This window comes from Streptomyces sp. NPDC059897, assembly GCF_042730865.1.
Classification (GTDB): domain Bacteria; phylum Actinomycetota; class Actinomycetes; order Streptomycetales; family Streptomycetaceae; genus Streptomyces.
In genome coordinates, this window is sequence record NZ_JBHWKQ010000047.1 from 32660 (window position 1) to 53251 (window position 20592).

Consider the following 20592-nt stretch of genomic DNA (forward strand, 5'->3'; position numbering starts at 1 on the left):
TCGCTGTGCGGCGCGTCACCGGACGGCGGCCCGGCGGTAGGCCCAGGTGGCCGCCGCCAGCGAGGCGACGCCGACCGCCGCGCAGACGCCCAGGTCGAGCAGGACCACGCCCCAGTCGGGGTGCTCGGCGAAGGTCCGCGCGAACGCCTCGACCCCGTACGTCGACGGGAGCAGGTCCCGCCCCCACTGCACGAACTCCGGCATCCGGTCGGCCGGCAGCACCCCGAGCAGCAGCGCCGCGGACATGCCCAACTGGCCGAGCAGCGTGGCCAGTTCCGGCCGGGGTGCGAGGAGCCCGAGCGCGGCGCCGAGGCCGGCGAGGGCGGCGCCCGCCAGCGGGATCACCGCGGCGAGCACCCACAGGTGGGCGAGCGGCAGCTGGAACAGCGCGCAGCCGACGACCGCGGTGACCACGGTCCCCGGCACGGTGAACGAGGCGTACGCGCCCGCGGCGCCGAGCACCACGGAGGCGGGCGGCACCGGCAGCGTCGCGTAGTGGTCGAGCCCGCCGGCCGCCCGCAGCTGCCCGAAGTACTGGGCGAGCAGGTTCAGCGCGACGAACGCGACGACGAGCACCGCGGACCCGGCCACCACGGCCTGTGCCTCACGGCCGCCCTGCGCGACGACGCCGCGCATGAGGATCATGATGCCGATGCTCTGGAACGTCGCCACGAACAGCAGCGGGATCCGGGCCACCCGGGCCCGGCTGAGCTGCGCCCGGTAGACGGCGGCGAGCGAGGGCAGGAAGCGGGCACGGGGCGCGAGCAGCTCCTCGGCCGCCTCCGGCACGGACGCCTGGCGCGCCGGGGCCGCCTCGACGGGAATGACACTCACGCCTTCACCAGGCCCTTCACGCCGCTGCGGCTGCCGCCGAGCGCCAGGTACACGTCCTCCAGGCTCGGCGTCGCGAGCGTGAAGTCGTCGAGGTAGTCGAAGGCCGGGCCGCCGGTGACGGCGGCGACGGCGGAACGGGCCGCGTCCGGTGCGAGCCGCAGCGACCAGCGCCGCCCTGATTCCACGGCGTGCGCGCGCAGCCGCGCCACCTCGTCGAGCTCCACCGGAGCCTCCTGGCGCCACACGAGTTCCACGCGCACCTCGCCGGCGACGCGTTCCTTGAGGCCCGCCGGGGTGTCGCAGGCGATCACGCGGCCCTGGTCGAGCACGGCCACCCGGTCGAGCACGGTCTCGGCCTCGATCACATTGTGGGTGACCAGCAGCACGGTCGTGCCGCGCTCGGCCCGGCGGCGGTCCACGGCGGACCATACGGCGCGGCGGGCCACCGGGTCCATGCCGGTGGTCGGCTCGTCGAGCACGAGCAGGGGGCGTTCGCCGACGAGGGCGGCGGCGAAGCAGGCGAGCCGTCGCTGGCCGCCGGACAGCTTCTTGATCGGGCGGGAGGCGAGCGCGGTGAGGCCGAGTTCGTCGAGGACGTCGTCGCGGGCGGCCCGCGCGTCCTTCAGGGGGAGCCCGCGGAGCCGTCCGGTGGTCTCGGCGGCGAGCGCGACGGTCAGTTCGTCGAGGGCGGTCGACTCCTGGCCGAGGTAGGCGAGGATGCGGGAGGCGCGCTCGGGGTGGCGGACGATGTCGTGCCCGAGGATCTCGACGCTTCCCGCGTCGGGGCGCATCAGACCGGTCAGCTGCCGTACGAGGGTGGACTTGCCCGCGCCGTTCGGCCCGAGGAGCCCGAAGATCTCGCCGCGCCGGATGTCGAGCCGTACGTCGTCCGTGGCCCGCAGCTCCGGCGTCCCGGGCGCGCCGCGGCGCCCGCGCGAGGCCGGATAGGTCTTCCGCAGACCCCGCACCGCGCACACCACAGAGCCCGCATTACGCTTCTGGGCGACGGCATCGGTGCGCATACTCACGAGGGACGAGCCTACGGGGTCCGGCGTTCACGATTGCACGCGGGGCGGGACATTTCCCCGGACCGGACGAGTCGGTTTCGCGGCACCGGCGCCACGGAATGTTTCCGCCACACCGGCGTTGCGCCCTCGGGGCTCCGCCCCGGACCCCGCGCCTCAAACGCCGGCGGGGCTGAATTTGCCGAACCGGCGTTGCGGCCTCGGGGCTCCGCCCCGGACCCCGCTGCTCAATCGCCGCAGGGGCTTCAAATACCGGCACCGGCGTCACGGCCCCCCGCACCCCTGTTTTCCCCCCGCCCATCTCCCACCCACCCGCCCCCTCCAGGGGCGTCGGCCCCACGGGGTGCCGCATCGGCCGCGGTCGACCGCCACCGCCTTGGGCAATCTGCCGCCTTGGGCGGCAGGGTGGGCAAGGCGGCGCCCGGTGCCGCGCAACAAGGGTGCGGGGGCCGACCCCGGTACGGCGAAAAAGCCCCGGTGCCGCGCAACAGAGACGACGGGCGCCAACCCCGGCACGGCGAAAAGACCCCGGTGCCGCGCAACAGGGACCACCAGCGCCAACCCCGGTACAGCCCAAAGACCCCGGCGCCGCGCTACCCCGAACCCGCCCGCCTAGTCCGCGGCCGCCGCATGCTCCGCCGTGCGGATGTCGATCTCGCGCCAGAAACCCGCCCGGATCGCATACCGGTCATGCTCGTCGATCTGGTCGTCCTTGTGCGCGAGCAGCCCGAACCTGGCCGCGTACCGCAACAGCTCCCCGTCGATCCGGTGCGGCACCCGCGGATACATGGTCGCCAGCTTCTGCAACCGCGCCTGGTCCCCCAACCGCTCCCGCCACCTCCGCGCGAACACCTGCCCGACCTCGTACGGATCCCCGCCGATCGCGGTGATGTCCTCCTCGCGGTCGGCCCACCGCTGCTCCGCCGTGGTGAGCTGCGCCAGCGTCGGCAAGGACGCCACATCAGCGGGCTCCCCGCCGCCACCGGGCCGCTCGACCCACCCCTTGTCGGACGACCACCGCAGCGTCGCGTTGGCGGGATGCTGGGCGACCTGCGCCCCCGGTCCGCGCAGCGCGGCGAGGTCCTTGGGCGTGGGCACGCCCTTGCCGACCCCGGCCCGCTCGTCCTCCGCCGAAGACGCCGCCGAATCCGAGGCCACCTCACCGTTCTCGCCGCGCGCGGCCGGCGCGTGCTGCACGGACGCCCCCTCCCCCGGCTCCTCCACCGGACGCCCCGCGGAGGAGAGCGCGGACTCCGGCAGCGGCGCGGACAGGATCGCGGCGATCTCCGGGCGGGGCACGGGCGGCGGGGCGCAGATCCCGCCGAGCTCCTTGGCGCGTACCGCCTTGGTGATCCAGGCCCGGTCGAGCACCCGCCGCTCGTCGGCCTCGGCGACCAGGTCCTCGGACTGGTTGTAGTCGCCGTCGGCGGCCTGCACGGCCCACAGGTGGACGGCGACCCCGTGCTCCTTGGCGGCCATCATGCCGGGCAGCAGATCCCCGTCCCCGGTCACGAGCACGATGTCCGAGCAGGCCCGATTGCGGGCCAGCTCGGTCAGCTCGGCGTGCATCGCCGCGTCGACGCCCTTCTGCGCCCAGCGGCCGTCGGACCGGGTCAGCGCGCCGAGCCGCACGGTGACGCGGGGCATGACGCGCAGCCGCCGGTGCTCGGGCTGCGGCACCCTGTCGGGCGCCCCGTCGAACCAGTAGATGCGCAGCAGCTCCCGGCCGGTCTCGGCCTCGGCGCGCTCGCGCAGACCCTGGATGAGGGCGGCGTGGTCGACATGGATCCGGGAGCGGGAGGGCTCGCCCGCGAGCAGGCTCGCCGCGGCCCCCAGCAGATATCCGGCATCCACCAGAACGATGCAACGATCCACGCGATCCACCCTCTTTCCGCCGACTTGCAAGGAGTCCGGGCACGCTCCACGGGACGGCTCCCGCGGCTTCGCTTCGGGTTTCCTTCGAGTCTGCCCGACCGCGCGGGGGTTAACGGCCCGAACTGGATCTTCGGCGTGGCGGAAGCCGTGAACCCGCGACGGACTCTCGACGACCCACACCCGTTACGAACGGTAATACTCCGAAATGCGTTCTTCCTCCGCCTGTGTGAATCTGAAGCCGGCCCTGGCCCCTAGATCCCCCTCAGGAGGCAGATCACCATGGCCAAGAACCGTAAGCAGAACCGCCATCAGCAGAAGGCTGCCGAGCAGGCCCGTCCGGACGAGCAGGCCCGGTCCTCGGCCATGGAGGCACAGGCCAAGTCGGCCGTGGAGGCGACTCCGGGCGACGTGGCCCGCAAGCACCGCGAGCGCCGCTTCGGCCACAACTGAGGCGCATCGCAGGGAAGTTGGCACACAGCGAGGGGCGCACCCGGAACTCCGGGTGCGCCCCTCGCGCATGCGTGCGTGCGGTCAGCCGGCCAGGCAGGACGGGCCGAGCAGCACCTTCAGGTCGCCGTACAGCGCCGGGTCGGGCTTCACCCGGTGCCGGTCGAGCCGCAGCACCGTGGTCTTGCGCGGCCCCTGGAGCTTGATCCGGACCTCGCTGTCGCCCCGGTGGTTGGTGAGGATCTCGCCGAGGCGGCTGATCATCGGCGGGGTCACCTTGAGGGCGGGGATGGTGAGGATCACCGGCGCGTTGGTGCCCGCGTTGGAGAGGTCGGGGACCTGCATCTCCATGGCGACCAGGCGCGGCACGTCCTCGCGCTTGTCGAGGCGGCCCTTGACGAAGACGACGGCGTCCTCGACGAGCTGGGTCGAGACCAGCTGGTACGTCGCCGGGAAGAACATGCACTCGATGGAACCGGCGAGGTCCTCGACGGTGGCGATCGCCCAGGCGTTGCCCTGCTTGGTCATCTTGCGCTGGAGGCCGGAGATGATGCCGCCGACCGTGACGACCGCGCCGTCCCCGAAGTCACCTCCGGTGAGCTGGCCGATGCCCGCGTCCGCCTTGTCGGAGAGCACGTGCTCCAGGCCGAACAGTGGGTGGTCGGAGACGTACAGGCCGAGCATCTCGCGCTCCTGGGCGAGCAGGTACGTCTTGTCCCACTCGTCGGTGGAGAACTCGACGTCGAGGCCGAAGCCCGGCTCGTCGCTCTCGCCCTCGCCCATGCCGCCGAAGAGATCGAACTGTCCCTCGGCCTCCTTGCGCTTCACCGCCACGACGTTGTCGATCATCGGCTCGTACTGGGCGGTGAGGCCCTTGCGGGTGTGTCCCATCTGATCGAAGGCACCGGCCTTGATCAGCGATTCCGTCGTCCGCTTGTTGCAGGCCGCGGCCTCGATCTTGTCGAGGTAGTCGGGGAACGAGGTGAACTTCCCCTTCGCCTTGCGGGCCCGGGTGATCGACTCCACCACGTTCCCTCCGACGTTGCGGACCGCTTCCAGGCCGAAGAGGATCACGTCGTCGCCCTGGGCGGCGAAGTTGTGCACCGACTCGTTCACGTCCGGCGGGAGGACCTTGATCTTCATGCGCCGGCACTCGTTGAGGTAGACGGCCGACTTGTCCTTGTCGTCCTTCACCGAGGTGAGCAGCGCGGCCATGTACTCGGCCGGGTAGTTCGCCTTCAGGTACGCGGTCCAGTAGGTGACCAGGCCGTACGCGGAGGAGTGCGCCTTGTTGAACGCGTAGCCGGCGAACGGCACCAGGACGTCCCACAGGGCCTGGATCGCCTGGTCGGAGAAGCCCTTCTTCTTCGCGCCCTCCTGGAAGAGGACGAAGTTCTTCGCCAGCTCCTCGGGCTTCTTCTTGCCCATCACGCGGCGCAGCACGTCGGCCTCGCCGAGCGAGTACCCGGCGACGATCTGCGCGGCCTTCTGCACCTGCTCCTGGTACACGATCAGGCCGTAGGTCAGGCCGAGCGTCTCCTTCAGGGGCTCTTCGAGCTCCTTGTGGATCGGCGTGATCTCCTGCCGGCCGTTCTTGCGCTCCGCGTAGTTGATGTGCGAGTTCATGCCCATCGGGCCCGGCCGGTACAGGGCCGAGACGGCGGAAATGTCCTCGAAGTTGTCGGGCTGCATCTGGCGAAGGAGCGAGCGCATCGGGCCGCCGTCGAACTGGAAGACGCCCAGCGTGTCACCGCGGCAGAGCAGTTCGAAGGTCTTCGGGTCGTCCAGCGGGAGGTCGAGCATCTCCAGGTCGATGCCCTTGTTGGACCGCACCATCTTGACGGCGTCGTCCATGATCGTCAGGTTGCGCAGGCCCAGGAAGTCCATCTTCAGCAGGCCGAGCGACTCGCACTGCGGGTAGTCCCACTGCGTGATGGTCACGCCGTCGGTGTGCCGGGTCCACAGCGGGGCGTGGTCGACGATGGGCTCGCTGGACATGATGACGCCGGCCGCGTGCACACCCATCTGCCGGACCAGGCCCTCGACGCCCTTGGCGGTGTCGATGACCTTCTTGACGTCCGGCTCGTTCTCGTACATCCCCCGGATCTCGCCGGCCTCGCTGTAGCGCGGGTGCTGGGGGTCGGTGATGCCGGAGAGGTCGATGCCCTTGCCGAGGACGTCGGCGGGCATCGCCTTGGTGAGGCGGTCGCCCATCGCGTACGGGTAGCCGAGCACGCGCGCGGAGTCCTTGATCGCGTTCTTGGCCTTGATCTTGCCGTAGGTGCCGATCATGGCGACCTTGTCGGCGCCGTACTTCTCGGTCACGTACCTGATCACTTCGACGCGCCTGCGCTCGTCGAAGTCGATGTCGACATCGGGCATGGAGACGCGCTCGGGGTTGAGGAACCGCTCGAAGATCAGTCCGTGCGTGATCGGGTCGAGGTCGGTGATGCCCATGGCGTACGCGACGATCGAACCGGCCGCGGAGCCACGGCCCGGGCCCACCGCGATGCCGTTGTTCTTGGCCCACATGATGAAGTCGGCGACGACCAGGAAGTATCCCGGGAACCCCATCTGGATGATGATGTCCATCTCGTACTCGACCTGCTTCTGGCGGTCCTCGGGGACGCCGCCCGGGTAGCGGCGGTTCATGCCGACCCGGACCTCCTCCTGGAACCAGGTGACCTCCGTGAAGCCTTCCGGGATGTCGAACTTCGGCATGAGGTCGCGCTTCTCGAACATGCCGGTCGTGTCGATCTGCTCGGCCACGAGCAGCGTGTTGCGGCAACCCTCCTGCCAGGCGTCCGAGGAGTCGATGGCGTACATCTCGTCCGTGGACTTCAGGTAGTAGCCCGTGCCGTTGAACCGGAAGCGGTCCGGGTCGGAGAGGTTCTTGCCGGTCTGGATGCACAGCAGCGCGTCGTGCGCCGTCGCCTCGTTCGCGTACGTGTAGTGCGAGTCGTTCGTCACCAGCGGCGGGATGCCGACCTTCTTGCCGACCCGCAGGAGGTCCTCGCGGACCCGGTGCTCGATGTCGATGCCGTGGTCCATCAGCTCCAGGAAGTACCGGTCCTTGCCGAAGATGTCCTGGTACTCGGCGGCCGCCTTGACCGCCTCGTCGAACTGGCCGAGGCGCAGCCGGGTCTGCAGCTCACCGGAGGGGCAGCCGGTGGACGCGATGATGCCCTCGCTCCACTGGGAGAGCGTCTCCTTGTCCATGCGCGGCCACTTCTGCAGCCAGCCCTCGGCGTACGCGTCCGAGGACAGCTTGAACAGGTTGTGCAGTCCCGTGCTGTTCGCCGCCCACATCGTCTTGTGGGTGTAACCACCGGAACCGGACACGTCGTCGCGCTTCTGGTGCGGCTGGCCCCACTGGACCTTCCGCTTGTTGCGCCGGGACTCCGGGGCCACGTAGGCCTCGATGCCGATGATCGGCGTGATGCCCGCCTTCTCCGCGGTGTGGAAGAAGTCATACGCGCCGTGCAGGTTGCCGTGGTCGGACATCGCGATGTGCGTCATGCCCATGTCGCCGGCGGCCTTGAACATGTCCTTGAGCCGCGCCGCACCGTCCAGCAGCGAGTACTGGGTGTGCACATGCAGGTGCGTGAAGGGCGGCTTGGACACGGTGGGGGCCTCCAATGGAAAACACCGGGCGACGGATGAGGGACAGCTTGGAAGTCTACGACCGGTCACTGACAACGGCCGGGCACTCCGGAGTACGGTCGTGCGTTGGACAGATCAGAACATCTGTCCCACGCGTCATGACGGCGCACCGGACCATCCCGCACCAGGAGGCACCCAGCGATGTCGGAACCGCAGCCCACCGCTGAGCAGCGCGGCGAGCAGATCCTCGCCGTCTTCGACACCGCGTTCGGCGAGCTCCTCGCCGCCGACCCGGCGGCCTTCCGGGTCAAGTTCCGCAAGATGGCGGCCTCGGCCTTCGCGTTCTACCGCGGCACGGCCTGCCTGTTCTACGGGGACGTGGAGCGCGAGCAGCACGGCGGGCCGTACCTGGACGAGCGGACCAGCCGGGTGTGGATCCACGGCGACCTGCACGCGGAGAACTTCGGCACGTACATGGACTCCACGGGCCGCCTGATCTTCAACGTGAACGACTTCGACGAGGCGTACGTGGGCCCCTTCACCTGGGACCTCAAGCGCTTCGCCGCCTCCGTCGCCCTGATCGGCTACTCCAAGGCGCTGAGCGACGAGCAGATCACGGACCTCGTGCGCACGTACGCGGCGGCCTACCGCGAGCGCATTCACGCGCTGGCGACCGGCGCCAAGAGCGACGAGGTGCCGCCCTTCACGCTGGACACGGCCGAAGGGCCGCTCCTGGAGGCGCTGCGCGACGCCCGCTCGCTGACCCGTTTCAGCCTGCTGGAGTCCATGACGGAGATCCGCGACTTCGAGCGCCGCTTCGCCGAGGGCGGCGGCTCCATCGAGCTGGACGCGGCGACGCGCTACAAGGTGCTCGCGGCGTTCGACGGGTACCTGGAGACGCTGCCGGAGGCCTCCCTCGCGCGCCCCGACTCGTACCGGGTGAAGGACGTGGTCGGGCGCCGCGGCATCGGCATCGGCTCCGCGGGCCTGCCCTCGTACAACATCCTCCTGGAGGGCAACAGCGACGCGCTCGAGAACGATGTCGTGATCTACATGAAGCAGGCCCAGACGCCGGCCGTCTCGCGGCACATCACCGATCCGGCGGTCCGCGGCTACTTCCAGCACGAGGGCCACCGCACGGTCATCTCGCAGCGCGCCCTGCAGGCGCACGCCGACCCGTGGCTCGGCTGGACGGAGCTCGACGGCGCGGGGCAGCTGGTCGCCGAGATCTCGCCGTACGCGGTGGACCTGGACTGGGGCGACATCGACGAGTACGAGGAGATCGCGGCGGTCGTCGCCGACCTCGGCAGGGCCACGGCGACGATGCACGCGGCGGCGGACGACCAGTCCGGCGAGTCGCTGGTGCCGTTCTCCACGGAGCGCGCCATCGACGCGGCGATCGCGGCCGACGAGGAGGGCTTCGCGCCCCTGCTGGTCGACTTCGCGCACTCCTACGGGGCACGCGCGCGTGCGGACCACCAGATCTTCGTGGACCTGTTCCGCAACGGCCGGATCCCGGGCCTGTGAAGGATGCTGTGAATGAGCCCCCTTTAGGCATCGTTTACAGGAACCCATGGCACACTCTGCCGCGATGGACGACATATCCGGGACCCAGCTACGAGTGACGCGCGCGGCGCTGTTCACGGCATGCGTCGTGACGCTGTCCGTCGCGTCGCACGTGCTGCTGTCCCGGGCCCCGCTGCCGCTCACGACGATCGCGGCCATCGCCGCGGCCGTCTTCGTGATCGCGTACGCGCTGGCGGGACGCGAGCGCTCCTTCGGCCGGATCGCCGCCCTGCTCGTCCCGCTGGAACTGGCCGCCGACACGGTCTTCACGACCGGCCAGCACGTCTGTTACGGCCGGGCGGGCGGCCCGGTCGCGGGACCGCTGCGCCAGTTCGGCTTCGACGTGCTGTGCGCCGGGAACGTGGGCACCCCGCTGGCCCGGATGACGGGCGGCGGCACCGAGCGGGCCGCCGCGCTCTTCGCGCACACCGACCCGGCGGCCTCCTGGATGCTGCTCGGCGCGCACGTCGCGGTCGGTCTGCTCGCGGCCGCCTGGCTGCGCCGCGGCGAGCAGGCCCTGGCCCAACTGCTGCGCGCGGTGGCCGCCTTCGCATTCCGGCCGCTGCTCATCGCGTTCGCCGCGGTCACCGTCCGGCGCGAGCCGGGCATCCGGCTGCCGCGCCCCGCCACGCGCGTACCGGCCTCCCGCACCCGGCTCTGGGTGCACTCCGTAGGGCGGCGCGGGCCGCCGTGCCCGGCCGCCTGAGCCACCGTTCGGCTCGGGCTCCGGCACGGCAGTCCCCATCCGCACGACACTTACCTACGGAGCACGACCATGAGCAAGCGCAACACCCAGCAGGCGAAGTCCGCGGCCCGCGAGCGGCTGCGCGCCGAACGCGAGCGCCAGGCCAAGCGGGACAAGACGAAGCGGCAGGCCGTCGTCGGCGTCTCCATCGTCGCGGTCCTGGCGATAGCCGGCGGCGTCGGCTACGCGGTGATGCAGGCCAACAAGCCCTCCCACTGGGAGACGGCGATGGACGCCAAGTCCTCCGCCGTGAAGGCGCCCAAGAACACCTCGGGCAAGGACGGCACGACCGTCGTCGTCGGCAAGGCCGACGCCAAGAAGACCATGAAGATCTACGAGGACTCGCGCTGCCCGGTCTGCGCCTCCTTCGAGCAGACCGTCGGCCCGCAGCTCCACAAGGACGTCGAGGCCGGCAAGTTCAAGCTCCAGTTCGTCGGCGGCACGTTCCTCGACGGCGACAGCTCGGGCAAGGGCGACGTCGGCACCAACGGCGAGGGCTCCAAGAACGCGCTGAGCGCGCTCGGCGCCGCGCTCAACGTGAGCCAGGACGCCTTCCTCGACTACAAGACGGCGCTCTACTCGGCGAAGTTCCACCCCGAGGAGAGCGACGACAAGTTCAAGGACGACGACTACCTGATCGAGATCGCCGACTCCGTCGACTCGCTCAAGGGCAACAAGACGTTCCAGAAGGCCGTCACCGACGGCACGTTCGACGCCTGGGCCATGAAGATGTCCAAGTCCTTCGACACCAACAAGGACGGCGTCACCGGCACCCCGAGCCTGGTCATGGACGGCAAGAAGCTGACCGGTTCGGACGGCCAGAACGCCCCGATGACCGTGGCCGAGTACAAGACCGCGACCGAGAAGGCGCTCAAGGGCTGACGTCGGGTCCACGCACGGACGAAGAGCACAGACGAAGAGCGGGCGAACCTTTCGGTTTCGCCCGCTCTTTGTATCTACCAGTCAGTAGTCTGACCGGCTGTGACCAGTCGATTCCATGAGAACACCCCGACCCGCCGCACGGTCGTCAAGGCCGCTGCCGCGAGTGCCGCGCTCGCCGCGCCGCTCGCCGCCGCGGTCCCCGCCCAGGCCGCCGAGGCCCCCGCGTTCCTGCACGGCGTCGCGTCCGGCGACCCGCTCCCGGACGGGATCCTGCTGTGGACGCGCGTGACGCCGGCCGCCGACGCGGTGCCCGGCTCGGGCAAGGGCCCCGATGTGCGGGTGAGCTGGGAGATAGCCGAGGACAAGGCCTTCCGGCAGGTCGTCGGCCGGGGAACCGTGACCGCGAGCGCCGCATCCGACCACACGGTCAAGGCCGATGTAAGGGGCCTGCGCCCGGCGACCGCCCATTACTTCCGCTTCTCCGTGGACGCCGCCCACTCCCCCGTGGGCCGCACCCGCACCACCCCCGCCGCCGACGCCTCCCCCGAAGGACTGCGCTTCGGCATCGTCTCCTGCGCCAACTGGGAGGCCGGCTACTTCTCCCCGTACCGGCACCTGGCCGCCCGCGCGGACCTGGACGCGGTCCTGCACCTCGGCGACTACCTCTACGAGTACAAGACGGGCGAGTACCCGACGGCCGACTACACCGTCCGGCAGCACCGGCCCGCGCACGAGATCGTCTCACTCGCCGACTACCGCACCCGGCACGGCCAGACCAAGACGGACGCCGACGTCCAGGCGATGCAGTCCACGCACCCGCTGATCGCGATCTGGGACGACCACGAGATCGCCAACGACGCCTGGTCGGGCGGCGCGGAGAACCACACGCCGGACGCCGAGGGCGACTGGGCGGCGCGCCAGAAGGCCGCGAAGCAGGCCTACTTCGAGTGGATGCCGGTCCGCCCGTCCACCGCCGGCACGGTCTTCCGCCGCCTGCGCTTCGGCAGGCTGGCCGACCTCCACCTGCTCGACCTGCGCTCGTTCCGCTCCGAGCAGTCGAGCGTCGGCAACGGCGCGGTGGACTCCCCGGAGCGTACGATCACCGGCCGCGCCCAGCTCGACTGGCTGAAGTCCGGGCTCACCGCGTCGGACGCGCGCTGGAAGCTGGTCGGCACCTCGGTGATGATCTCGCCGGTCGCCTTCGGTTCGCTGCCCGCCCACATCGCGGGTCCGCTGGCCGAACTCCTCGGCCTCCCGAAGGAGGGCCTGGCGATCAACGTCGACCAGTGGGACGGCTACACGCACGACCGCGCCGAGCTGATCTCCCACCTGCGCGAGAACGCCGTCCGCGACACCGTCTTCCTGACCGGCGACATCCACATGGCATGGGCCAACGACGTGCCGGTCAAGGCGGCGACGTATCCGCTGTCGCCCTCGGCCGCGACGGAGTTCGTGGTCACGTCCGTGACCTCGGACAACCTGGACGACATCCTGCACGTCGCCCCCGACACGCTCTCCACGGTCGCCGAGGGCGCCATCAAGGCGGCCAACCGGCACGTGCGCTGGCTGGACATGGACCGGCACGGCTACGGCGTCCTGGACGTCACGGCCGCGCGGACGCAGATGGACTTCTACGTGATCTCCGACCGCACGGACCGCAGCGCGACGTCGGCCTGGCAGCGCTCGTACCGCACGCTCACCGGCACCCAGAAGGTCGAACGGGCGAACGCCCCGGTGGCGTAGAGCGGGTGCCCTACAGGGTTTCGAGGAAGCCGAGCGCCACCCGCCAGGTGGCCTCGGCGGCCTCCTCGTCGTAGTCCGGGAGGTCGGGGTCCGTGTAGAGGTGGCCCGCCCCGGCGTACCGGTAGACCTCCACGTCGGCTCCCGCGCGGCCCATCTGGAGGTACCAGGCGGTCAGCCAGTCGTCCGTCTCGAACGGGTCGGGCTCGGCGACGTGCAGCTGGACCGGGAGCTCGTCCACGGCGACGCCCTCCGCGATGTCGGACGTGCCGTGCAGGAGCAGCAGCCCCTTCGCCTTGTCGTCGCCGAGGGCGAGGGTCTGCGCGGTCGCGGCGCCGAACGAGAACCCGGCGTAGACGAGGCCCCGGTCCGAGTAGGGCGCGGCCGCGAGGACGGCGCGCTTGAGCAGCTCGTCCTTGCCGATCTCGTCCTTGAAGGCCATGCCCTCCTCGACGGTGTCGAAGGTGCGGCCCTCGAAGAGATCGGGGGTCCACACCTCGTGCCCGGCGGCCCGCAGCCGGTCGGCGGCGGCCTCGACGGCGGGCCGCAATCCGAACGCCGAATGGAAAAGCATGATGTTCATGGGCTCCATGGTGCCAGGGACCCCACAGGTTGGACGCGCCCGATCCCGGTTACCGTCGTGGCATGGAGAACGTACTGCGCCCACTGATCGTCATTGGTGGCTCGGTCGTGCTCACACTGTTGGTGGGGTGGGCGGTCGACCGGTTGCTGCGACGCACCGACCAGCGTCATCACGAGACGCCGCTGTGGGGACTGCTGCGCCGCTGCCGGCTGCCGCTCCAGGTCGTGCTCTGCGCGGCGCTGCTCAAGGGGTCGTACGACCAGGCCGGCGTCGGTGAGGATCACTACAGCGGCATTGGAGAAACGCTCAGCCTGGTCCTGATCGGCGCCACCGCGTGGCTCGCCGTGCGGATCTCGTCGGCCGTCGTCGAGTCCTCCTACGCGCGCTACGCCACCGCCCAGCGCGACCCCGCCCGGGTCCGCCGCGTGCGCACCCAGGTCACCTTGATCCAGCGCGTCGTCATCGCCGTCGTCGGCGTGGTCGCGGTGGCCGCGATGCTCCTGACGTTCCCGGCCTTCAGGGCGGCCGGGGCCTCGCTGCTGGCCTCGGCCGGCATCCTGGGCATCGTCGCCGGTGTCGCCGCCCAGTCCACGCTCGGCAACCTCTTCGCGGGTCTGCAGATCGCCTTCGGCGACATGGTGCGGATAGGGGACACCGTGGTCGTGGACGGCGAGTGGGGGACGGTCGAGGAGATCACCCTCACGTTTCTCGCCGTGCGCACCTGGGACGAGCGCCGCATCACGATGCCGGTCTCGTACTTCACGTCGAAGCCGTTCGAGAACTGGTCGCGCGGCGGCGCCCAGATGACCGGCACCGTCTTCTTCCACCTCGACCACAGCGCGCCGGTGCCCGAGATGCGCGAGAAGCTGCACGACATCCTGCGCGAGTGCGCCGCCTGGGACGGCCGCGACTGGGGCCTGGCCGTCACCGACACGACGCCCAGCACCCTCCAGGTCCGCGCCCTGGTCACGGCCAAGGACGCGGACGACATCTGGACGGTGCGGGTCACGGTCCGCGAGCAGCTGGTGCGCTGGCTGACCGAGCAGCACCCGTACGCACTGCCGCGGATCAACACGGCGACGGCGCTGGTCGCCCCCGACGAGTCGGACGCCCTGCCGGACCACGTCCTCAGCCGCAACGGCCGCGCACCGCGGACGGGGCGCGGCTAACGCCCCAGCAGCTCCCCGCCGTTGACCTGGACGATCTGTCCGGTGACATGGCCGCCGCCCGGCGACGCCAGCCACAGCACGGTGGCCGCGATGTCCTCGGGTGTCCCGGCGCGGCCGGTCGGGATGGCCTCGACCCGGCGCCGGTGGTCCGCCTCCGGCATCGAGGGCCCGAAGAACTCGGTGTCCTCGATGTAGCCGGGCGCGATGGCGTTCACGGTGATGCCGCGCGGGCCGAGCTGCTTGGCGAGGTCGTACGTGTACGGGTGCAGGGCCGCCTTGGAGGCGCCGTACGAGCCCTGGTTCGAGCCGCGCAGGGCGGCGATGGAGGACACGAAGACGATCCGGCCGCCGGGCGAGGTCAGGTGCTCGCGCAGCGCCTCGGTGAGCAGCACCGACGTGAGCGTATTGATCCGGAAGTCGGTGTTCCACTGGTGCGCGACGGCCTCCAGCGGATCGCCGCCCTCCGGGGCCGGGTCGCTGCGGCCGCCGAACCCGCCGGCGCTGTGCACGATCACGTCGACCGTGCCCTCGAACGCCTCGAGCGCGAAGTCGGCGGCGCCGCGCGCCCCTTCGACCGTGCCGAGGTCGGCCGGGTACTTCAGGGCGCCGGTCACCCCGGCCTTCTCCAGGACCTCGATCCGCCGCCCGACCAGCAGCACCCGGTCGCCCTCCGCGGCGAAGGCCCTGGCCGCGGCGAGACCGATGCCCGTACCGCCTCCGGTGATCATCACGTTGCGTGCCATACACACGAGCCTAGGCCGTGGAGCGCGCTCCAAGCCGTTGATCAGCGGAACCGGAGCTAGCGCAGGCTGCGCACGTCCAGTTTCCTGAGCACCCGGTCGACCACCTCGGGGTCGGAGCCCGGTTCGCTGCGGGCGGCGAGGACCTCGTGGCGGGCCGCCGACATCATCTCCGCCTGGATCCGGCGGATCCGCTTGATCCGCTCGACCCGCTTGGTCTGCTTCTCGCGCCGCTCGTCCGCGCCGATCTCCGGGTTGATGCGCAGGCCGATGTCGAGCGCGCGGCGCAGCATCTGCTCCGTCACCTCGTCCGGCAGCTCCTCGACCTCCTCGATCTCCCTGAACCGCCGCTTCGCGGCCTTGGCGGCCCGCATCGCGAGCTGCCGCTCGAACTCCCGCTCGGCGGTGTCGTCGCTGCGCACGCCCAACTTCCGCACCAGCCACGGGAGGCTGAGCCCCTGCAGCACCAGGGTCGCCATGATCACCCCGAACGCGAGGAAGACGATCTCGTCCCGCTGCGGGAACGGCGAACCGTCGTCCATGGTCAGCGGGATGGCGAGGGCAAGCGCCACGGAGGCCACGCCGCGCATTCCGGCCCACCACATGACGACCGTCTCGCGCCAGCTCACCGGGATGTCCTCGTCGACGTCGCGCCGCAGGTGCATCCGCCGGGTCACCCACGTCATCGGCAGCAGCCACAACAGCCGTACGACGATGACGACGGCGACGACCGCGGCCGCCCAGCCGAGCATCTCGCCCCAGCGGCCCTCCGCGGTCCTGACGACGTTGTGCACCTCCAGGCCGATGAGGCCGAACGCGACGCCCGTGACGAGGGTGTCCACGACGTCCCAGAAGGCCCGCCCAGTGAGCCTGGTGAGCACGTCGTCGGCGTCGAAGGCGTGCTCGGCCAGGAACATCGCCGTGGTCAGGACCGCGAGCACGCCCGAGCCCTTGAGCTCCTCGGCGAGCACGTACGAGGCGTAGGGGATCAGGAGCGTGAGGCCGATCTGGAGCGTGGCGTCGCCGAGATAGCCGATGAGCTTGTTGGCGACCCAGCCGAGCCCCCAGCCGACGGCGACGGCGACGACCGCGGACAGCACCAGGTCGAGCGCGGCGCGCGGCAACGAGAAGGTGCCGCTGACGGCGGCGGCGATCGCGACGTGGTACAGCACGATCGCGGTCACGTCGTTGAACAGGCCCTCGCCCTCCAGGATCGACACCATGCGCCGGGGCAGGCCGAGTTGGCCCGCGACGGCGGTCGCGGCGACCGGGTCGGGCGGCGCCACCAGGGCGCCGAGCGCGACGGCCGCGGCGACCGGCAGGCCCGGCACGATCGCGTCGGCGGTGAAGGCGACCGCGGCCGTGGTGACGAAGACCAGGGCGACGGCGAGCAGGAAGATCGGCCGTTTATTGGCCGCGAACTGCCGCCAGGACGTGCGGTGCACGGCCGCGTAGAGCAGCGGCGGCAGCACGAGCGGGAGGATCAGGTCCGGGTTGATGTCGACATTCGGCACCGCCTGGATGAGGGCCAGGGCGATGCCGAGCAGGGTCATCAGGACCGGGGACGGCAGGCCGAGCCGGTCACCGAGCGGGACGGTCAGCACGGCCCCGAGCAACAGCACGAACAGCAGGGCCAATTGATCCACCGGGGACTCCGACCAGACTCGACGATCATGTGCGTTCCGGCCTCAAGAGTGCCACGCGCTTCAGATCAAACCGGTCTTTTGGGACCCGGGGCCGCGACGCCTCGGCGCCGCGAAGGCCCTGGGGCCTGCCCTAGCTCAGCGTCTTCCGCATCGCGCGGTGGTCGATGCCCGCGTCGAGGAACTCCGGCCCGTACGCGACGTATCCCAGGCGCTCGTAGAACCCCAGCGCCTGCGTCTGCGCGTGCAGGTCCACGGCGGTGAGCCCGCGCCCGCGGGCGGCGTCCTCGACGGCCTGCACCAGTGCGGCGCCGACTCCGAGGCCCCGCGCGGCCTTCGTCACGGCGAGCCGCCCGAGAGCGCCGACGTCCGCCGCCCCGCCGTTCTTCACGGCGGCGGCCTCGCCCGTGAGCAGCCGGCCGGTGCCGAGCGGCTCCCCGTCGGTCCGGACGGCGAGGACGTGCACGGCCCCGGCGTCGTACGCGTCGTACTCGAGGTCCTCGGGCACGCCCTGTTCGGCGACGAAGACTTCCTTGCGGACGGCGAAACAGGCCTGCCGGTCCGCCGCGCCCTCGGCGACGCGGGTTATGTACGCGGTGACGGGCGTGGTGTTCATGCGCTCTCCGCCCTGACCCGGTCCAGAGCCGTCTGGAGGTCCTCCGGGTAGGAGCTCTCGAACTCGACCCACTGGCCGTCCGCCGGGTGCTCGAAGCCGAGCCGCACCGCGTGCAGCCACTGCCGGGTGAGGCCGAGGCGCTTCGCGATCGTGGGGTCCGCGCCGTACGTCAGGTCGCCCACGCACGGGTGCCGGTGCGCGGACATGTGGACGCGGATCTGGTGGGTGCGCCCCGTCTCCAGCTTGATGTCCAGGAGCGAGGCGGCACGGAAGGCCTCGATGAGGTCGTAGTGCGTGACGGACGGCTTGCCCTCGGCGGTCACGGCCCACTTGTAGTCGTGGTTCGGATGCCGCCCGATCGGGGCGTCGATGGTGCCGCTCATGGGGTCGGGGTGGCCCTGTACCAGCGCGTTGTACCGCTTGTCCGGGACGCGCTCCTTGAACTGGCGCTTCAGCGACGTGTACGCCCGCTCCGACTTGGCGACGACCATCAGGCCCGAGGTGCCCACGTCGAGCCGGTGCACGATGCCCTGGCGCTCGGCGGCGCCGGACGTCGAGATCCGGTACCCGGCGGCGGCGAGCCCGCCGATCACGGTGGTGCCGGTCCAGCCGGGGCTGGGGTGCGCGGCGACGCCCACCGGCTTCATGATCACGACGATGTCGTCGTCGTCGTGCACGATCTCCATGCCCTCGACGGGCTCGGCGACGATCTGCACGGGAGCGGGCGCCTGCGGCATCTCCACTTCCATCCAGGCGCCGCCGTGCACGCGCTCGGACTTGCCCACGACCGAGCCGTCCACCGCGACCTTTCCGGCGGCGGCGAGCTCGGCGGCCTTGGTGCGGGAGAAGCCGAACATGCGCGAGATGGCGGCGTCTACGCGCTCGCCCTCCAGGCCGTCGGGTACGGGCAGGGTGCGGACCTCGGGAATCGTGCTCACCCATCGAGTATGCAGGAGCCCACCGACACTCCCGCACATGAGCCCCGTGACCTGGGGCTCAGTCACCGCCCCCAGCCCTTGTGCCTCAGTCCTTGTGGACGGTCCCGTCCGGGTCGATGCCGCGGAAGGACAGCAGCACGATCAGGATGCCGCCGCACACGATCGCCGAGTCGGCGAGGTTGAACACCGGGTAGTTCTTCGGCGCGATGAAGTCCACCACGGCGCCCTCGAAGACGCCCGGCGCCCGGAAGATCCGGTCCGTGAGGTTGCCGAGGGCCCCGCCGAGCAGCAGGCCGAGGGCGATCGCCCAGGGCGTGCTGTAGAGCTTGCGGGCGAGCCGCGCGATCACGACGATCACGGCGGCCGCGATCACGGTGAAGATGATCGTGAAGGCCTCGCCGATGCCCCAGGCGGCGCCCGGGTTCCTGATCACCTCGAGCTGCAGCCAGTCACCGATGACGGGGATGGCGTCGCGGTGCTCCAGCTTCGCCACCACGATCAGCTTGCTGCCCAGGTCCAGGACGTACGCGAGCGCGGCCACGACGAACAGCACGGCGATCCGCCGCCTGCCCCTGGGCCGCTCCTGGACCTGCTCCTCGGCCTGCTCCGGAACCGGCTTCTCGGCCTGCTCCGGCTCGGTTGCCCCCGTGTCCGGGGAATCCGGCGTACCGATGATGCGCTCCGCCTCTGCCACGTGAGTCCCTCAACCTCGTACCTGACTGAGGACGAGAGTACGGCACGCAGGGCCGCGCCCCCATGGGCCGGTGCCCCTCTGCGGGCGCGGCCGGCGGTCAGTACCTGCGCTCCTGCTTCTGCTTGCACTCGACGCACAGGGTCGCGCGCGGGAACGCCTGCATGCGCGCCTTCCCGATCGGGTTCCCGCAGTTCTCGCAGAGCCCGTACGTGCCCGCGTCGAGCCGCTCCAGGGCGCGCTCGGTCTGGAGCAGCATCTCCCGCGCGTTGGCCGCGAGGGCCATCTCGTGCTCGCGGGTGATGTTCTTGGTGCCGGTGTCCGCGTCGTCGTCGCCGGCCCCGTCCCCGGAGTCGCGCATCAGCCCCGCGAGGCCCTCCTCGGCGGACGCGATCTCGCTCCCGAGCCGCAGCACCTCGGTCTGCAGCTCGGCGCGCGCCTCCTCGGCCTCCTCCGGGGTCCAGGGATCCTCGCCCGGACGGACGGCCAGCTCACCGGGTTCGGCGGTGCCGCGCGCCTTGGGAACCGCGCCCGGCTTCTTGGCCGCCGTGGCCGTGCCCTGAGTCTTCTTCGCAACCACTGTCGTGGCTCCCGTCGTCTTCGCGGCCTCGGCCGCGTCCTCGGTCGCGGAGGCGACCGTCTTCTTCGCGCCCTTGCGCCCGCCCGCCCGGCCGACGCCGTCCCCCTTCTCCCCGGCCTCCTCGGCGTGCTCACCCGTCTTCCCGGCGTGGCCCCCCGTCTTCCCGGCGTGGTCCCCCGTCTTCCCGGCCGCGGTCCTCTTCCTGGCCGCGGACTTCTTGGCACCCGCGCTCCCGGCCGCCTCCAGGGCGGCCCCCTCCTCGGAACCGGCCGCCGCCTTGGCCGCGGCCGTCTTCTTGGTCGCACCCTTCACCGAAGCCGCCTTCTTACCCGCGCCCTTCCCCGAGGCCCCCTCCACGGAGGCGCCCTCCGTGCCTGTGGCCTTCTCCGACGCCCCCTCCGCGGAGACGTCCTTCGCGTGCGCCGCCTTCGCGGCGGCGCCCTTCGTGCGGGCCGCCTTCGTGTGCGCCGCTTCCGTATGGGCTGCCTTCGTAGAAGCGCCCTTCGCGGACACCTCCTCCGTGGAGGCGCCCTCCGCTTCCGTCGCCTTCGCGGAGGCACCCTTTGCGGAAGCGCCCTTCGTATGCGCCGCCTTCGTAGAGGCGCCCTTCGCAGACGCCTCCTCCGCAGAGGTGCCCTCCGCATGCGCCGCCTTCGCGGAGGCGTCCTTGGTGTGGGCCGCCTTCGTATGGGCCGTCTTCGTTGAAGCGCCCTTCGCGGACTCCTCCTTCACGGACGGCTCCTTCGCGGACGGCTCCTTCGCGGACGGCTCCTTCGCGGACGGCTCCTTCGCGGAGACGCCCTCCGCATCCGTCGCCGTCGCGGAGGCACCCTTTGCGGAAGCGCCCTTCGTATGCGCCGCCTTCGTAGAGGCGCCCTTCGCAGACGCCTCCTCCGCAGAGGTGCCCTCCGCATG

17 protein-coding genes and 1 pseudogene are annotated in these 20592 nt (G+C 71.1%); 7 read left to right on the top strand and 11 right to left on the bottom strand.

Annotated features, from left to right (window positions below; genetic code table 11):
* Positions 1-15: 15 nt before the first annotated feature.
* The 3 genes from ACFV9W_RS33595 to ACFV9W_RS33605 all read right to left on the bottom strand — a co-directional run bounded on the left by ACFV9W_RS33595 (position 16) and on the right by ACFV9W_RS33605 (position 3734).
* A complete protein-coding gene (locus ACFV9W_RS33595; RefSeq protein WP_385768812.1) occupies positions 16-834 on the bottom strand; it encodes an ABC transporter permease in 819 nt (272 codons plus the stop codon).
* A complete protein-coding gene (locus ACFV9W_RS33600; RefSeq protein WP_385768852.1) occupies positions 831-1856 on the bottom strand; it encodes an ABC transporter ATP-binding protein in 1026 nt (341 codons plus the stop codon). Before ACFV9W_RS33600 ends, ACFV9W_RS33595 begins: the two co-directional genes overlap by 4 nt.
* Before the next feature lie 615 nt (positions 1857-2471).
* Positions 2472-3734, bottom strand: coding sequence for an NYN domain-containing protein (locus ACFV9W_RS33605; RefSeq protein ID WP_385768814.1), 1263 nt, complete (start codon positions 3732-3734; stop codon positions 2472-2474).
* Positions 3735-4013: 279 nt separating this feature from the next.
* Between ACFV9W_RS33605 and ACFV9W_RS33610 the strand changes: the two genes are divergently transcribed.
* Entirely contained in the window at positions 4014-4184 is a 171-nt protein-coding gene (locus ACFV9W_RS33610; RefSeq protein ID WP_385768816.1) for a hypothetical protein, read from the top strand.
* 81 nt (positions 4185-4265) lie between these two features.
* Here the strand turns inward: ACFV9W_RS33610 and dnaE are convergent, their stop codons facing one another.
* Positions 4266-7805, bottom strand: coding sequence for a DNA polymerase III subunit alpha (gene dnaE, locus ACFV9W_RS33615; RefSeq protein WP_385768818.1), 3540 nt, complete (start codon positions 7803-7805; stop codon positions 4266-4268).
* A 180-nt stretch (positions 7806-7985) separates the two neighbouring features.
* Between dnaE and ACFV9W_RS33620 the strand changes: the two genes are divergently transcribed.
* From ACFV9W_RS33620 to ACFV9W_RS33635, 4 genes are all read left to right on the top strand, one after another.
* Positions 7986-9311 (top strand): DUF2252 domain-containing protein, encoded by a 1326-nt coding sequence (locus ACFV9W_RS33620; RefSeq protein WP_385768819.1) that lies wholly within the window; start codon positions 7986-7988, stop codon positions 9309-9311.
* 64 nt (positions 9312-9375) lie between these two features.
* Complete coding sequence (locus ACFV9W_RS33625; RefSeq protein ID WP_385768821.1) at positions 9376-10056, top strand: hypothetical protein; 681 nt, start codon at positions 9376-9378, stop codon at positions 10054-10056.
* A 69-nt stretch (positions 10057-10125) separates the two neighbouring features.
* Positions 10126-10977 carry a thioredoxin domain-containing protein gene (locus ACFV9W_RS33630; protein ID WP_385768823.1) on the top strand — a complete coding sequence of 284 codons (852 nt, stop codon included), beginning with the start codon at positions 10126-10128 and terminating at the stop codon, positions 10975-10977.
* Positions 10978-11076: 99 nt separating this feature from the next.
* On the top strand, positions 11077-12720 hold the full coding sequence (locus ACFV9W_RS33635; protein ID WP_385768824.1) for an alkaline phosphatase D family protein: 1644 nt from the start codon (positions 11077-11079) through the stop codon (positions 12718-12720).
* A 10-nt stretch (positions 12721-12730) separates the two neighbouring features.
* Here the strand turns inward: ACFV9W_RS33635 and ACFV9W_RS33640 are convergent, their stop codons facing one another.
* Positions 12731-13300 (bottom strand): dienelactone hydrolase family protein, encoded by a 570-nt coding sequence (locus tag ACFV9W_RS33640; protein ID WP_385768826.1) that lies wholly within the window; start codon positions 13298-13300, stop codon positions 12731-12733.
* Positions 13301-13362: 62 nt separating this feature from the next.
* Here ACFV9W_RS33640 and ACFV9W_RS33645 point away from each other — a divergent pair, with 62 nt between their 5' ends.
* Positions 13363-14469, top strand: coding sequence for a mechanosensitive ion channel family protein (locus tag ACFV9W_RS33645; protein WP_385768828.1), 1107 nt, complete (start codon positions 13363-13365; stop codon positions 14467-14469).
* Here ACFV9W_RS33645 and ACFV9W_RS33650 read toward each other — a convergent pair.
* The 6 genes from ACFV9W_RS33650 to ACFV9W_RS33675 all read right to left on the bottom strand — a co-directional run bounded on the left by ACFV9W_RS33650 (position 14466) and on the right by ACFV9W_RS33675 (position 19989).
* On the bottom strand, positions 14466-15212 hold the full coding sequence (locus tag ACFV9W_RS33650; protein ID WP_385768830.1) for an SDR family NAD(P)-dependent oxidoreductase: 747 nt from the start codon (positions 15210-15212) through the stop codon (positions 14466-14468). The two genes, ACFV9W_RS33645 and ACFV9W_RS33650, sit on opposite strands and share 4 nt — an antisense overlap.
* A 56-nt stretch (positions 15213-15268) precedes the next feature.
* The gene (locus ACFV9W_RS33655; protein WP_385768832.1) at positions 15269-16855 is read right to left on the bottom strand and encodes a Na+/H+ antiporter; all 1587 of its coding nucleotides are present in this window, start codon (positions 16853-16855) and stop codon (positions 15269-15271) included.
* A 130-nt stretch (positions 16856-16985) separates the two neighbouring features.
* Complete coding sequence (locus ACFV9W_RS33660) at positions 16986-17468, bottom strand: GNAT family N-acetyltransferase (protein WP_385768834.1); 483 nt, start codon at positions 17466-17468, stop codon at positions 16986-16988.
* Positions 17465-18406 (bottom strand): RluA family pseudouridine synthase, encoded by a 942-nt coding sequence (locus ACFV9W_RS33665; RefSeq protein ID WP_385768836.1) that lies wholly within the window; start codon positions 18404-18406, stop codon positions 17465-17467. Before ACFV9W_RS33665 ends, ACFV9W_RS33660 begins: the two co-directional genes overlap by 4 nt.
* Before the next feature lie 85 nt (positions 18407-18491).
* Entirely contained in the window at positions 18492-19100 is a 609-nt protein-coding gene (gene lspA / locus ACFV9W_RS33670; RefSeq protein ID WP_385768838.1) for a signal peptidase II, read from the bottom strand.
* A 97-nt stretch (positions 19101-19197) separates the two neighbouring features.
* Positions 19198-19989, bottom strand: a complete 792-nt coding sequence (locus tag ACFV9W_RS33675) for a TraR/DksA family transcriptional regulator (RefSeq protein WP_385768840.1) — start codon at positions 19987-19989, stop codon at positions 19198-19200.
* Between the two features lie 58 nt (positions 19990-20047).
* Here ACFV9W_RS33675 and ACFV9W_RS33680 point away from each other — a divergent pair.
* A pseudogene (locus tag ACFV9W_RS33680) lies at positions 20048-20592 on the top strand (hypothetical protein); the annotation flags it as partial.